Origin of the sequence: Micromonospora sp. DT231, assembly GCF_049847025.1 — a bacterium.
Lineage (GTDB): Bacteria > Actinomycetota > Actinomycetes > Mycobacteriales > Micromonosporaceae > Micromonospora.
On sequence record NZ_JBNCNO010000003.1, the window covers coordinates 301649 to 316468 of the forward strand.

The 14820-nt window shown below is 72.5% G+C and carries 12 protein-coding genes and 1 riboswitch; of the genes, 8 read left to right on the forward strand and 4 right to left on the reverse strand.

All coding sequences use genetic code 11. From position 1 onward, the window contains the following. Window positions 1-209 precede the first annotated feature (209 nt). The 6 genes from ACPXBU_RS09560 to ACPXBU_RS09585 all read left to right on the forward strand — a co-directional run bounded on the left by ACPXBU_RS09560 (window position 210) and on the right by ACPXBU_RS09585 (window position 6638). Entirely contained in the window at window positions 210-1445 is a 1236-nt protein-coding gene (locus ACPXBU_RS09560; RefSeq protein ID WP_425757768.1) for an acyltransferase family protein, read from the forward strand. A 92-nt stretch (window positions 1446-1537) separates the two neighbouring features. Beyond that, the gene (locus ACPXBU_RS09565) at window positions 1538-1987 is read left to right on the forward strand and encodes a hypothetical protein (RefSeq protein ID WP_425757769.1); all 450 of its coding nucleotides are present in this window, start codon (window positions 1538-1540) and stop codon (window positions 1985-1987) included. Window positions 1988-2120: 133 nt separating this feature from the next. After that, a complete protein-coding gene (locus ACPXBU_RS09570) occupies window positions 2121-2891 on the forward strand; it encodes a hypothetical protein (RefSeq protein ID WP_425757770.1) in 771 nt (256 codons plus the stop codon). A gap of 284 nt (window positions 2892-3175) precedes the next feature. After that, a riboswitch (cyclic di-AMP (ydaO/yuaA leader) is annotated at window positions 3176-3317 on the forward strand. Between the two features lie 232 nt (window positions 3318-3549). Next, entirely contained in the window at window positions 3550-4398 is an 849-nt protein-coding gene (locus ACPXBU_RS09575; RefSeq protein WP_393367408.1) for a C39 family peptidase, read from the forward strand. Between the two features lie 133 nt (window positions 4399-4531). Beyond that, window positions 4532-5278, forward strand: a complete 747-nt coding sequence (locus ACPXBU_RS09580) for an alpha/beta fold hydrolase (protein ID WP_425757771.1) — start codon at window positions 4532-4534, stop codon at window positions 5276-5278. A gap of 58 nt (window positions 5279-5336) precedes the next feature. After that, window positions 5337-6638 (forward strand): hypothetical protein, encoded by a 1302-nt coding sequence (locus tag ACPXBU_RS09585; RefSeq protein WP_425757772.1) that lies wholly within the window; start codon window positions 5337-5339, stop codon window positions 6636-6638. Window positions 6639-6678: 40 nt separating this feature from the next. Here the strand turns inward: ACPXBU_RS09585 and ACPXBU_RS09590 are convergent, their stop codons facing one another. The 4 genes from ACPXBU_RS09590 to ACPXBU_RS09605 all read right to left on the reverse strand — a co-directional run bounded on the left by ACPXBU_RS09590 (window position 6679) and on the right by ACPXBU_RS09605 (window position 11759). Continuing rightward, a complete protein-coding gene (locus tag ACPXBU_RS09590; RefSeq protein WP_425757773.1) occupies window positions 6679-8367 on the reverse strand; it encodes a CDP-glycerol glycerophosphotransferase family protein in 1689 nt (562 codons plus the stop codon). A gap of 34 nt (window positions 8368-8401) precedes the next feature. Next, the gene (locus ACPXBU_RS09595; RefSeq protein WP_425757774.1) at window positions 8402-9919 is read right to left on the reverse strand and encodes a D-ribitol-5-phosphate cytidylyltransferase; all 1518 of its coding nucleotides are present in this window, start codon (window positions 9917-9919) and stop codon (window positions 8402-8404) included. Between the two features lie 135 nt (window positions 9920-10054). Continuing rightward, entirely contained in the window at window positions 10055-10831 is a 777-nt protein-coding gene (locus tag ACPXBU_RS09600; RefSeq protein WP_393367955.1) for an ABC transporter ATP-binding protein, read from the reverse strand. Between the two features lie 34 nt (window positions 10832-10865). Then, the gene (locus tag ACPXBU_RS09605) at window positions 10866-11759 is read right to left on the reverse strand and encodes an ABC transporter permease (protein ID WP_393367413.1); all 894 of its coding nucleotides are present in this window, start codon (window positions 11757-11759) and stop codon (window positions 10866-10868) included. A 179-nt stretch (window positions 11760-11938) separates the two neighbouring features. Between ACPXBU_RS09605 and ACPXBU_RS09610 the strand changes: the two genes are divergently transcribed. Beyond that, complete coding sequence (locus ACPXBU_RS09610) at window positions 11939-12577, forward strand: TetR/AcrR family transcriptional regulator (RefSeq protein WP_425757775.1); 639 nt, start codon at window positions 11939-11941, stop codon at window positions 12575-12577. A gap of 123 nt (window positions 12578-12700) precedes the next feature. Further along, window positions 12701-14815: a DUF6077 domain-containing protein gene (locus ACPXBU_RS09615; protein ID WP_425757776.1), complete on the forward strand. Its 2115-nt coding sequence runs from the start codon at window positions 12701-12703 to the stop codon at window positions 14813-14815. Window positions 14816-14820 lie beyond the last annotated feature (5 nt).

Below are 14820 nucleotides of genomic sequence, written 5' to 3' on the forward strand. Positions count from 1 at the left end.
CTGAACTCCCACCCAGCGGAAGGTTAACGCCGCCCGCCCCACCACGCCCGGGACCGGTGGGACTCGTCCGGTTCACCCGGGAGTGACCCGGTAGGGTGCCCCGGGTGCGGCCCCGCCGGGCCGTCGCGGGCGTCGCCGCCGGGCCGTCCACGCCGTGCCGAGGAGGATACGAACGTGCTGGTGACCCTGCCAAGCCTCGGTATCCGCTCATGACGAGCGCCGCCGCGCCGTCGACCGCCCGGCCCGCCCCCGCACCGCTCCGGCTGCCCTCGCTGACCGGGCTGCGCTGGATCGCCGCGCTGCTGGTCTTCGGGTTCCACGCGGGCACCATGCGGATCATCGCCGAGCCGGACTACAAGGCCGTTGTCGACAAGCTGTTCGGCCTCGGCCTGTCCGGGGTGCAGTTCTTCTTCATCCTCAGCGGGTTCGTGCTGGTCTGGTCGGCCCGGGTCGGCGACTCCCGGCGTACCTTCTGGCGGCGTCGGATTGCCAAGATCTACCCCAACCACCTGGTGCTGTTCGGGGCGACGTTGCTCGTCGCCTGGTGGTTCGCCGACCCGGTCCTGCCGGCGGCCGCGTTGGAGAACGTGCTGCTGTTGCAGGCGTGGGATCCCCGGCCGGGCTGGTTCTACAGCCTCAACACGGTGAGCTGGTCGCTCTCCTGCGAGTTCTTCTTCTACCTCTGCCTGCCGCTGGCGCTGCCGCTGCTGCGCCGGGCCCGGCCGAAGCTACTCGTGGTGCTGATCGTCGCGCTGCCCCTGCTGATCCTCGCGCTCTGGCCGGCCCAGCACCTGGTGCCGGAGGTGAGCCGGTGGTGGTTCACCCAGATCTTCCCGCCGGTCCGGTCGCTGGAGTTCTGGCTGGGCGCGGTGGCGGCCGAGTTGATGCGCCGGGGACTCTGGCGCGGCCCGGGGCTGACCTGGGCCAGCGTCATCTTCGTGGGCACCTGGGCGGTTGCCACGCAGTGGATTCCCGCGGAGCTGTGGACCACGCTGCTCGCGGTCACGTACCTGCTGGTGATCACCGCCGCCGCGGACGCGGACGTGCGGGACCGGCGGTCGCCGTGGCGGTCCCGCCCGCTGGTCTGGCTCGGCGAGGTCTCCTTCGCCTTCTACCTGGTCCACGTGTTGGTGATGACGAGCGTGCTGCGCTTCACCGGCGACTGGGGGACCGGCTTCGAGGGCTGGCGCGGCCCGGTCGTGGTGCTCGGTTTCCTGCTGGTGACACTGCTCCTCGCCGGGCTGCTGCATCGCTACGTCGAAACCCCGATGATGCGCCGGCTCGCACCGCGCCGTCCGGCCCGAGCGGCGTCCGTCCCCGGACAACGCACGGCCGGCAGCCGGGCCGCCGGCAACGACGCCCCCGAGACCGGCGTGGGGACCCGCACCGAGGCCGGCGGGCCCGACCAGACCGACAATCGATCCACGTACGCGGACACGCGCTGACGCCATCCACCCTGGTCAGCGGGCTCGGCGCGGCGCGCGTCGACACGCCCGTGGTCGATGCGCCCGGGTCGGCACGACGGTAGCGTGGGGACGTGCTTCCGGTCGCGTTCACCTGTCCCCTGTGGTGGGTGGCGCGCTGGGCGACCCGGGTGCTGACCAGCCTCGCCGTCGTCGCGGCCCTGGCGCTCGGCGCCGGCCCGAACCCGTCCGCCGCGCCGAACCCGTCCGCCGCGTCGAGCCTGAGTGCCGTGCCGAGCCTGAGTGCCGCGCCGAGCCTGAGTGCCGCGTCGAGCCTGAGTGCCGCGTCGAGCCTGAGTGCCGCGTCGAGCCTGAGCGCCGCGCCGACCGTGGGCGCCGGGCCGAGTGCGGGTGTCGCCGGGGAGGCCTCCCCGGCCTGGTCGGTCGACGCGCAACCGGCGCTCCCCGGCGGTCAGGGCGCCGTCGTGACCGGCGCGCTGCCGGTGCGCGCGGCCGGGTCCGACCGGCTGCCCCTCGTCGACGGCTCCCGCAGCCGGGCGCCCCGGGGTCCACCCGGGCGCTGAGCCACCGGGACGAGCGTCCCGTCGCCGCGCCCTGTCGACAGACCAGCTCCGCACCCCGCCGACCCGTGGCCCGCCCGTGGCCAGGGGACTCGCGGGGCCCTCATCGCTCTGCTTCCTCCGCGAGGTGCCGACCATGGAGACCGCCGTCTTCTACCAGTTCGTAACCGAGGTACCGCAGGCCGCCGCCATCTGGTCGGCCCTGTTCCTCCTGGCGCTGGGCGTGCTCGCCGTGCTGGTCGCCAGGCCCGAACGGGACCGGCCCATCGGTGACCCGTCGCCGGCCGTACCGACCGCCCGCGAGGTGGCCGCGGCCGAGGTCGTCGACAGGCGCCGGTACGCCGAGGAGGTGGCTGTCGCCGCGGCCGGCGCGGCCAGGACGGCCCAGCGGCGGCGCGATGCCTGGCTGATCAGTCAGGAGCAGGCGGAACGGGCCTGGGCGCGGTACGACGAGGCGGACGCCGCCGCGCGCCGCTTCGCGGGATCCGGGGCGCTGCCCACCCCGGGCACCCCCCGCACCCCGGCCGAGTACGCCGCCCGGGAGCGCTACCTGCACCGTGCGGCGACGGCGGCGTACTGGCGGGGCGACCTGAGCATGGCGCAGCTCAGCGACGTGTTCGGGCGGCGGCACGGCTGGGATCCCCGGCGGCACCCGGTCGAGCAGGAAGCGCTGCTCAGCCGGGCGATCCGGGACGCGCGACGGGCCGACCACCAGGCCGCCGCCGACGCGGAGCGGGCCGCCTGGCGGGCCGCGGAACTGGCCGCCGAGTCGGCGCGCGCCCTTGTCCAGGAGGCGGCTTTGGCAGCGGCCCGGCTGCGGCCCAGCCGGGCACCGGCCCGCCGGCTGGTGCCCGGGGCTGCCCGCCCCGCCGTCGTGACACGCTGGCGTCCCGCCCGTGCGGGTTGAGCTCGATCCGTTATGTGAGCCCGCTCACCGCATTCCGAAATCGGGCGTCCGGCACGATCGGCTCGATTGTTCCCGGGATTGTGGCCGCACTTTTGGCGACCTGTCCGGTTGTCGCCCGTAGGCGTCACCGTAACCGCTTGTCCCATCGAGTCACGTCATCGGCCAGACGCGGAGAAATTGCTGCGCCGATCCGGGTTTACGCAGGTGAACCTGGCTTGGCAGGGTGTGAACGGGCCAGTAGTGTCGTCCCGTCCGGTGCGGTAACCGATCGCAAGAGGCGACGCCGCGCCGACCCGCTTAATCGTGATGAACGAACCGGGGACCCATCAGTAAGTCCGGGGTGAATCCGCGAGCCACGGCCCGCGGTAGGGCGATCTTCCCGCCCGAATCCGTCAGCTAACCCGGTAGGCGGTCTCGGAAGGAGTTCCATCCTCGTGCAGCATCTCTCCACCCCTCGGCTGTTCCCTCGCCTCCACGGCGCAGCGGTGCCCCCGCTCATCGGTCACGTGACGGTGAGCTGACCCCCGGGTCATCGCCCAACCGCCCGGCCACGCCGGGTGTTCCCCTGAGCGGTTCACCATCCGCGGACCATCGTCCGCGCGCTGGCCCCTGCCCGGATACCGGCCCGGCCCCGGTGTGCCGCTCTCCCCCCCGATCCGTGGAGGACCCCGTGAAGCACACCATGCAGCGTCAGCTCCGCCGCATCGCCACCCAGCGCCCGTACCAGATCGCCGCCGCCTCCGCCGCGGCCCTCGTGATCGCCACCACCACCGGCACCCTGCTCGCCACCACCGACGACGCGCCGGCCGGCCAGCGCACCGCGACCACTGTCGCCGAGATGCGCAGCGACGTCGCCGCCTCCCGTGGCGAGGTGCGAGACGCCTCCCCGTCGGCCAGCGCCGCGCCGACGAGCGCCGCCCCGGCCACCAGCGCCGCCGCGCCCGCCGCCAAGGCGAGCAGCAACCCGGACCTGACCCGCAAGCCGGAGCGGCCGAAGCCGCCGGCGACAAAGGTGCTCGACTACGAGTACGAGGCGCAGAACACCTACTACAACTGCGGCCCGGCGGCCACCCGCAACGCGCTCAGCGCCACCGGGATCGACCGTACCCAGGAGGAACTCGGCGCCGAACTGGGCACCACCGAGATGGGCACCAACTCGGCCGAGGACACCACGCGGGTGCTCAACGCCGAGGTGAAGGGCTCCCCGTACCGGACCCGGATGTTCGCCGGCGCGCCCAGCCCGGCCCAGATGGACCGCCTCCAGGCCGACGTCGTCAAGGCCATCACCGACGGCCGGGGCGTGGTCGCCAACGTCGTCGGGGACGCCACCGACACCGACGGCAGCTGGCACTCCTACGGCGGGGGGCACTACGTCGCCGTCGTGGGTTACAAGGACAACGGCCGCACGGTACGCATCGCCGACTCGGCGAACCCGTCCGACCCGTCGTACTGGATCACCACGATCGACCTGGCCAACTGGATCGCCAGCCGGGGCTACTCCGCCTGACCCAGGCACGCTGACCGCCACGGGCGCCGTCCCTCACGAGGGGCCGGCGCCCGTGGCGTCTCTCCCGCCGGTCCGGGGTACGCCCCCGTCGACGACTCTCGTCCGGGACCGTGAACCGTGGGAGACTGCGGCCGTGGTGGATGAATCGGGTGGTCACACCGGTCGACGGCCGGTCCTGCTGCTGTTGCACGGCATGGGGGCGACCGGTGACGTGTGGTTGCCGTGGGCGCCGCACCTGGAACGACACTGGCCCGGCCGGTGGCTGGCACCGGACCTCGCCGGCCACGGCTGGACGCCGCCGCTGCCGTCGTACTCCTTCGCCGGTTTCGCCCGGCGGATCGCGCCGGCCCTCGCCCTCGACGATCGTCTCGTCGTGCTCGGGCACTCGCTGGGTGGTGTGGTCGGCCTCGCGTTGGCCGCGCGCGACGCCGGGATGCCCGTGGACGCGGTGGTCGGGTTGGGGATCAAGGCGCTCTGGTCACCCGCCGAGCTGGACCGCGCCGCCGAGTTGGCCGCCCGCCCGGTGAGCTGGTTCGCCAGCCGCACCGAGGCGGCCCGCCGCTACCTGCGTGTCTCCGGGCTGGCCGGCCTGCTCCCGCCGGACCACCCGGTGGTGGACGCTGGCCTCCGTCAGGTCGACGGCCGGTGGCGTCTCGCCATGGATCCGAACGCCTTCGCCGTCGGCGAGCCCGACCTGAGCGCGCTGCTGGCGGCGATCGACGTGCCGGTGCTGCTGGCGCGCGGCGAGCACGATCCGATGGTCACCGACGCGCAGCTCAAGGAGTACGGCGTACCGGTCGCCACACTGCCCGGTCTCGGCCACAACGCGCACGTGGAGGATCCGGCGGCCGTCCTGGCGCTGCTGGACGCGTACCGCTGAGCTTCGTCGGGGTGATAAACCCGTAGTGCCGCCCCACCCCGACGCCTACCATTCCGCGGTGATGTCCCCTGTCGAGCAAGCCCTGGTCACGAGCGTGAGCCTGAACGTCGTCGACACCCGACTCGACGACGCGGCGCGTCGCTGCCGGCCGCTCGTCGCGTCGCTCGGCGCGGTGAGCCTCACCGCGTCCCGAACCGAGGTCGACGGCCCCCGCGCCGGGGTGAACCTGGACCTCGGGCTGACGCCGGCCTCCCCGTCGGCGTCCGGCGGGGAGGCGGTACGCCAGGTCGTCGCACCGCTGCTGGAGCGCTTCCGGTGGGGCCGTGGCGACCTCGACATCTCCGACACGGCTGCCGGCCATCCGTGGGGTTTCGCCGCCGGTCCCGAGCGGACGACCGACGGCGTGACGCCGTTGAGCGTGTCCGTCGGCGCGGTCGGTGACACTCCGGAGGAGTGGTGGGATCCGCCGGAGTGGCTGCCCGCCGACGCACCCGTCCGGTCCGTCCGGCGACGGGTCAGGCGACTGCCGGCAGCGGCGTCCGACGACGACGTGGTGGCCCGGGTGCACGCCCGGCTGACGGCCCCGGATCTCGACACCGCCCTGGTCCGCTGCCTTTCACTGCTCGGACGGGCGGACGTCTGGTCCGTCGACCTCCACCCGGTGGCGGTCGACGGGGGCGGCGTGTGGGGTCTGGCCCTGCTCCTGGTGCTGCCCCTGGTCGACGTGTCACCGCAGGCTCCCTTCGGGACCGGGGTGGACGCCCTCGCCGCCGAGTTCGGATTCCTGACGGGGCGCCTGCGCAGGTCACCGCTCGGCGTCTGGATGGTGGCGGCGATGGAGGCGGACCGACCACTCACCGAAGACCCGACGGTCGAGGCGCTGTACGTGCGGACCGGCATCGACCCGTTCGACCCGGGGCCGGTCGACCGGCCGGTGGAGACCCGGGAGATGGCGCTGAGTGAGGACGGTCCGGACGAGGCCGAGTTGATCAGCGCGATCGAGGAGGCGTTGCGGGACGCCGTACGGGTCGTGCTGACCGTCGACGTCGTCGGCCCGGTCGCGGACGCCACGGCCGTCGTCCGGGACGTCGTCGGGTTGGACGAGGAGGACATCGAGTCGGTCGGTAGCGAGACCCTCGCCGACGGGCGGCGGAGAATCGTGGCACACCTCGGGGCCACGCTGATGGGCGCCGAGGAGGTGCTGCGGTTCGTCGTCGCCTCCTCCGCACTCCAGCCGTGGGAGTTGTCGCTCCCCGAGTCGGCCGACGGCATCGCGACAGCCGAGTGGCACGCGCCGGCCGGCACGTCCGGGATCGTCCGGATCGAGCTGAACGCGGGGGATCGGCTCGGCCTGCGCTAGCCGCGTACCCTAGCCCTCTCGCCGGGCCCGACAGGCGGGGTCAGGCGAGGGGGGAGAGCTGCGGCGCACGCTCGGCCGCGGGGTCCTCCGTCGCCGCCAGCTCCCGGCGGGCGGCGGTCAGGAACGCCTCGGCGTACGACTCGGCGGGGAAGTCACCCAGGTAGCGCCGGCGGGTGGCCCAGCGCTCCGCCGCCAGCGGATCGGTGTCCAGCAGCGCGGTCAGCACCTCGTCCACGTTGGACAGGTCCCGACGCAGCACGTAACCCGACGCGGCCAACGGGAACCGCTCGGCGAACCTGTCGCCCTCGTCACCCATGTCGGTGACCGCGTACGGCTTGCTGGAGTAGAGGTAGTCCGAGATCACCCCGGACACGTCGGAGATCAGCGCGTCCGAGGAGTTCACACACTCGGTCAGGCTCAGCTCGCGGGCCGCCGCGCCGACGACGTGCGGGCGCCCGCTGCGGGCCCGGTCGGCGACGAGCAACTCGGTCAGCCGGCCCAACTGGCGTGCCGACGCCGGGTTCTGCGTCGTGTACGGGTGGGGGCGCAGGATCACCGTCGCGCCGCGCTCCAGGAGCCGACGCAGCAGCCCCTCGGCCACCGGCAACGAGCAGTAGTCGGCGTCGGCGTGGTGCCCGGTCCAGGTCGGGGTGTAGAGCACCGTCGGGTTGGCCAACCCCCGGGCCGGCTCGGGGCGTACCTCGATCGACTCCACCTGCGGGCGGCCCACCACCACGAACTTGTCCGCCGGGATCCGCACGCCCGCGCGGGCGTACCTGTCGATCGCGGCCGGCCCGGCCACGAAGATCCGGTCGAAGATCCCGGACACCGGGTTGGCGCTCGGCGCCTTGTCGCTGTCGCCGTGGTGCAACTGGACGTGGGTGAGCTGGGTGAAGCGGATGCAGTGGCTGTTCTTCGCCCCGTGGTTGACGTAGAACGCGGCCCGCAGGCTCGGCACCAGCGCCTCGTCCATCGCCCGCAGGGTGGGGCAGTAGACCACCGGCGCGTCGGTGGCCGCGGCGATCGGGGCCAGGAACTCCGGCTCGCGCAGCACGACGAGGAACGGCCGGCCGATCCGCCGCAGATACGGCAGCCACATGGTGACCTGGTATTCCGAGCCGGGCGGCGCGGAGAAGTAGAGCAGGAACTCCGGCTGGTGGCGGCGCAGCGCGCGGGCCACCGGCCCGCCACCGGCTCCCGGCCGGAACCGCCGCCGGGCCAGGTCCAGGGCGACAGCCCCGGTGCCCGCGCCGACCAGCAGGCTCGCGGCCAACGCCACGCCGGCCGGCAGGGTGCGCGCGGCGGCGAGCGCCAGGACGGCGAGCAGCCCGAGCAGTACGGTGCCGAGCCGGTCGGCGACCAGCGGCGTCCAGGCGCGGACCGGCAGGTTGGCCGCGCGGATCTCCAGGTTGCCGGCGGTACGCAGCGGCCCCACCAGCAGCACCAGCCCCAGCAGGACCAGGGCGGTGGCGACGAGCGTGAGGTTGAGCCCGTCGTCGAGCCGCCGGGAGTATCCGACCAGGATCGCGGCGGCGACAAGAGTCGTCTCCGCGACGAGGTCGGCGCCGGGCCGGATCCGCTGCTCGGCCGCCGAGGCGACGAGCGCGGCGACGGCCAGCGCCAGCCCCCAGCCGGTGGCGCCGGTGAGCGCCAGCACGACAAAGGCCAGCACGGCCAACCCGGTGCTCAGGCACCGGGCGGCCAGCTTTCGGACCAGGTCGCCGCGCATGTCGCTCCGTTCGTGGTTCCGCCGCCGGTAGGTGTCAGCTCGTCGACGCCGCGCCGGCCGGCGCCTGGAGGAGACTCGGCCCGGTCTGGGCCGGCACGCTCGGCGTGGGCCCGTCGCCGGGCGCCCGGCGTACGTCGATGACCTGGCCGGTCAGGTCGGAGATCAGCACGTCCAGCGACGACTGGGCGACGGCCTCGGCGGCGAGCAGGGTGTGCTCCGGCTCCTCGCCGAAGGCCCGCGTCCGCATCGGCGTGGCGGTCCGCTCCGGGTTGATGCAGTTGACGCGCACGCCGACGTCGGCCCACTCGTCGGCGAGCGCCTGGGTGAGGTTGACCAGGGCCGCCTTGGTGGCCGAGTAGAGCGCGTAGCGGGCCCGCCCCCGGGTGTAGGAGCTGGACGTGTAGAGCAGCAGCTGGCCCTTGGTCTGCTGGAGGTAGGGCAGCGCCTGGCGGGCGATTGTCACCGGGCCGACGAAGTTGACCTGGAGCAGCCGGTCCATCGTCTCCTCGTCCATCTCGGCGAGGGCGCCCTTCTCCAGGATGCCGGCGGTGACCACCACGTGGTCGATCCGGCCGGTGGCCTCGAAGGCGGTCGTCAGCGCGGCCTCGACGTCGGCGGCCCGCTCCACGTGGGTGCCGGTGCTGGAACGGCTGAACGGGAAGACCTGGGCGCCGTAGCGCCGGGCCAGCTCGGTCAGCTCGTGGCCGATGCCGTAGCTGCCGCCGAACACCACGATGGTGCGGCCGGTCAGCTCCTCGCTGTAGCTGCGGTGGTCGGTCAGCCGGGGCGCCTGCGCCGCGGCGAGCTGGAAGAGCTTGTCCGCCAGGTGCACGTCGACCGGGTGGGTGACCTTGATGTTCTCGTCCGAGCCGTCGATCACCTTGATCGGGGTGCCGGGCAGGTAGCGCAGCACCACGCCGCAGTCGTCGGTGGCGGCGAAGTCCCTGTCGTCCTCGGCGATCCGGTACGCCTCGCGGATGGTGGGGGAGCGGAACGCCTGCGGGGTCTGCCCACGGCGCAGCCGGGAGCGCACCGGGATGTCGGTGATGCAGTCGTTGTCGTCCACCTGGATGATCGTGTCCGCGGACGGGATGGCCACGTCCACGGCGTCGTAGGTCCACAGCGCGTTGACGCACTCGCGCACGATCCGGCCGCTGAGCAGTGGGCGGACCGCGTCGTGGAAGAGGATGTTGCAGTCCTCCGGGCCGACCGCGTCCAGCGCGATCCGGGTGGTGGCGTTGCGGGTGTCGCCGCCCTCGATCACCTTGCTGACCTTGCGCAGGCCGGCCTTCTCGACGATCTGCTGGGCGTCGTCGACGTGGCCGGTCGCCATCAGCACGATGATCTCGTCGATCTCCGGCGCCGCCTCGAAGACCGCCAGGGTGTGCTCGATGATCGGCTTGCCGGCGATCTTGAGGAGCTGCTTGGGGATGCCGAGGCCCAGTCGGGTCCCGGTGCCTCCGGCCAGAACCACGGCCACCGTCCGCGAGGGCCGCCACGGCGTCGAGGTCCCCGCTGCGGCGTCCGGGCCAGTGGTCTGGTCCTGCGTCATTGCCGGATCCTCACTCTCTTCGGATGCGTTAACGGAAGGTTCCGCCCGAGCGGCGACGGAATGAACCTTAACGCGCGGACCGCGCCGCCCCAACGCGGGCGACGCGGTCCATGGCGTCGTGTCGATGCAGGCTGTCTACTTGCTGTTCGCGTACGCCTCGTAGGCCCGGATGACCTCGTCGGTGGGCCCGTCCATCCGCAGGACGCCCGATTCCAACCAGATCGTTCGTTCGCAGGTGTCGCGTACGGAGGAGAGCTGGTGGCTGACGAGGAACACCGTGCCCGCGCCCTCCCGCAGCTCCCGTACCCGCTGCTCACTGCGCTTGCGGAAGCCCTTGTCGCCGGTGGCGAGCGCCTCGTCGATGAGCAGCACGTCGTGCTTCTTCGCGGCGGCGATGGAGAACCGCAGCCGCGCCGCCATGCCCGAGGAGTACGTCCGCATCGGCAGGCTGGCGAAGTCGCCCCGCTCGTTGATCCCGGAGAACTCGATGATCCCGGCGGCCTGTTGGGCCACGTCGTCCGGGTGCATGCCCATGGCCAGGCAGCCGAGGGTGACGTTGCGCTCGCCGGAGAGGTCGTTGAGCAGGGCGGCGTTCACGCCCAGCAGCGACGGTTGCCCCTGGGTGTGGATCGCGCCCCGGTTGACCGGCAGCAGGCCGGCGATGGCCCGCAGGATGGTGGACTTGCCGGAGCCGTTGCTGCCGATCAGCCCGATCGCCTCGCCCCGGTACGCGGTGAAGGAGACGCCCTTGACGGCGTGCACCTCCCGGATGTTCGGGGCGTGGGTGCGCTTGACCAACCGGCGCAGCGCGGCCACCGGGGTGGTGCCACCGCCGGCGCCCTGGTGCACCCGGTAGATGATGTGCGCGTCGTCGACCACCACGGTCGGGATGCGCTCCTGGGCCGCGGTCATCGTCGCGGTCGCCTCGGTGGGGGCCTCGAAGTGCTCAACCACGGCCGTACTCCTGTTCGCCGCGCCAGAAGTAGATGAAACCGCCCAAGCCGGCGAGCAGCGCCCACCCGCCGCCGACCAGCCAGAGCTGGGCCAGCGACTCGTTGAGCAGCGGTGCCTCCTCCAGCAGCGTGTACCGCGCAAGCTCGATGTAGACGAGCAGCGGGTTGTACTGCACGAGCGTCGTCGCCCAGCTCGGCAGCCGCTCGAAGAGGCTGACGTTGTAGAGGACGCCGGAGCCGTACATCCAGGTGCGCATGATGAACGGCATGACCTGCTTGAGGTCGCTCGACTTGCTGCCCAACCGCGCCACCACGAGGACGACGCCGGCGTTGAACACCGCCTGGAGGAACAGGGCCGGCACCAGCAGCAGCCACTTCAACGTGATCGGCTCGCCGGTGACGAGCACGATGCCGATCAACACCACCATCGACGCCAGCAGTTGCTGGAACTGCGTCAACGTCGTGGACAGCGGCAGGCTGGCCCGGGGGAAGTGCAGCGCCCGGATCAGCCCCAGGTTGCTGCTGATCGCCTGGGTGCCGGCCAGGACGGCGCTCTGGGTGAAGTTGAAGATGAACAGCCCGGTGGTGAGGTAGGCGATGTAGTTCGGCATGTCGTTCTGTGCCAGCACCACCCCGAAGATCAGGTAGTAGACCGCCGCGTTGGTCAGCGGGGTGAGCACCTGCCAGAGCTGGCCCAGCTTGGCGTTGCTGTAGGAGGCGACCAGCTTGGCGTTGGCGTACGCGGCGATGAAGTGCCGGTAGGCCCACAATTGGCGGCTGTACTCGACGAGGGTCGGTCGCTCACCGGCGACCCGTAACCCGTGCCGAGCGGCCAGCTGCGCCTGGGTCAGGCCCGTGTCGGGGTCGACCAGCGCGGTGGTGGCCATGGAAATGGCGCTCCGATCTTTCGTGCAGACGGGGTAGCTCGCGACGATGGAATCCTAGTGGGAGATGTGCGCGGGGCGCCGCCTCGTCGCTGCGTGGACAGTAGTCCGAAACACGTCGGGACGCAACCGTATCGTCGTTGCGCTACCCTGGGCACCGTGACCTGCGATAAGAGTCCCTGGTGACGACCGAGAAGAGGCGTGCCCCGGCCGGTGCGGCAGTGCTCCGTGGGGAGATCACCACGGCCATCCGGCGTGCCCTGACGCAGGAGCTGGCCGCGGTCGGCTACGGCCGGCTCTCCATCGAGGCGGTGGCGCGTCGCGCCGGTGTCAGCAAGACGGCGATCTACCGGCGCTGGAACTCCAAGCTCGACCTGGTGTTGGAGATCGTCGCCGCGGCGGCCCAGGGCAAGCTACCGGCCCTGGACACCGGCACCCTGCGCGGCGACCTCGCCCTGCTGTTCCAGGCGGTGGCACGTGCGCTGCGCCACCCGCTGGCGTCGCAGATCATCCCGGACCTGCTGGCCGAGGCGGCGCGCAACCCCAGCATCGACGCGACCCTGCGTCAGGTGCTGCACGCCCGTCAGCAGGAGATCGGCGGTCGCCTGGTCACCCGTGCCGTGCAGCGCGGCGAGCTGCCCGCCGACACCGACCCGGACGCGGCGATCGACCTCATCGTGGGCCCGCTCTACTGGCGGCTGGCCATCGCCCGTCTCCCGCTCACCGACGGCTATCTCGACAACCTGGTCGAGTCCGTGGCCGCCGGGCTCGGCGCCGACACTGTTCTGCCCCGTCCTCGGCCCGCCCCGATCTCGGGCTGACCAGGCGTCCGACACACCGCCGCCCGCAGCGGCGGTCGCCCTGTCCGATTCCGCTACGCTGCCCCCGGACACCCGGCCGGCAGCGCGCCGAAACCCTCATCCGTCTGACGAGTAAGGACGACCGTGGCCAACGTCGACAGCATCGCCGTAGCGCCCGCCGACCCGGACCCGACACCGCCCGCGCCCCGTCCGGTCGGTCGTCGTCCGGCCCAGTCCCGGGTACGCGCGCTGGTGGCCGTCGCCCCGGCCGTGCTCACCGACGGCGCCGTGCTCGCGTTCGCGCTCTTCACCGTGATCTACCACCTGGCCTTCCTGGGTGACCTGCGGCCGTCGGTGACCTTCCGGATCTGGCTGGTGGCCTGCGTGCTGCTCGCGGCCGTGGTCCTGCTGCGCGCCCGCCGTCGGCTCGTCGCCTCCCCGGCCGACACCGAGGGGACGGCGGCCGCCGACGGCGCGCCGGCCGAGCCGGAAGGCGCGCGGCCCGCCGTCGACCGCCGCCTGCTGATCGGGGTGCTTGTCGCCGCCGGCGTGGCCGCCGTCTCCGCCGGTGTCACCGCCGGGACCAGCGCCGGCGTCGCGTGGTGGATTCCGGCGGTGGCCGGCCTGCTCGCCGCGATCGGCGGGCTGCTGCTGGTACGCCAGATCTGGCTGCGCGGCCCGGTGTCCACCACCGTCGCCCCGGCGCCCACCGCGGCCCAGTCGGCGTACGCGCTCGTCGTCTCGGCGCTTGTCGGCATCTCCTCGTTCTTCATGGCCCGCAACACCCCGGACGACGTCTACTACGTCGGCAAGTCGGTCTGGATCGCCGAGCGCGACCTGATCCCGCTCAACGACTTCCTGTTCTCCGAGAACGTGCTGCCGGCCATGGGCTCGCAGCCGCCGATCCCGTCGATCGAGGTCTTCGACGGCGCGTTCGCCAACGTCGTCGGCATCCACGCCAGCTCGGCCCTCTGGTACGTGCTGCTGCCGATCATGGCGATGATCGCGGCGCTGGCGCTCTGGCGGTTGACGCACCGGTGGGCTCCGCGCCGTCCGGTGCTCGCCTTCGCCGTGGCGCTCGCGTACCTGTACCTCGTCGCCGGCGCGGACGCCGCGCTGGGCACGTTCCACCTCCTGCGGCTGCACGAGGGCAAGGGCATGTTCGTCTCGGCGGTCATTCCGCTGATGTGGCTCTACCTGACCGAGTGGTTCGACACCCGGTCGCGGCGCAGCCTGGTGCTCATCGTGGCGCTCTCGATCACCGCGATCGGCCTCACCAACACCGCGGCGATCATCCTGCCGCTGCTTGTCGGCGCCGCCGGCTTCGCCATGCTGCTCGTCGGCCGGTGGAAGGACGCCGCCATCGCGGCGGTCGCCGCCCTCGCGTACCCGATCGGCTCGCTCGTGGTCTCCCGTCTGCTGCTCGGCGGGATGTCCGCGGAGGGCGCGGACGACGCCTTCTTCGACGCGGCGTACACCTACCGGCGGACCCTGCTGTTCGGAGTGGTGGGGGTGATCAGTGGTCTGGCGCTGTGGTGTGGCCCCCTGCTCGCCCGTCGGCGTACGCCCGCGCTGCTCGCCGCCGGCGCGACCCTCGCGCTGAGCGTGATGTTGGTGCCCGGCGTGCTCGAGCTGATGAGCGCGTTGAGCGGGATCTCGGTGGTGCTCTGGCGCGTGCCGTGGCTGCTCGCCCTGCCGACGCTCATCGCTCTGCTCAGCACCGTGCGCGTGCCGACGTCGCGACCGGCTCTGTACCGCACGGCGGTCGGCGGGATCGCGGTGCTGCTGGTCGCCTCGTTCGCGCTGTTCGCCACCCCGATGTGGTCGGCGAAGAGCTGGGTCGACGTGCACAAGCGCCCGACCTGGAAGATTCCCCAGCAGCGTCAGGCCATCGCCTTCTGGATCAAGGGCCTGGACCGCCCGCAGGGCATGCTGCTCGCGCCGAAGACGATCATGCGGACGGTGCCGATCGTCACCAGCGAGGTCCGGGTCGTCCTGCCGCGGGACTTCTACCTCGTCGAGTACGACCTCACCTCCCAGTTCGCCAAGGACCGGCTGCTGCTGGCCGGGTTCGCCGACGGCACGGCCAGCCCGTCGCCGGCCGAGTTGACGCCGGCACTCGACCGCCTGGACGTCGGCACCATCTGCGTCTACAACGGCAACCAGTACGCCCGCGACACCGCGCCCCAGCTCGGCTACCGGGAGTTCGCCACGCGCAAGGCCCCCGGGGCGATGACCTGCTTCGGGCGGGCTGGCTGAGCGCT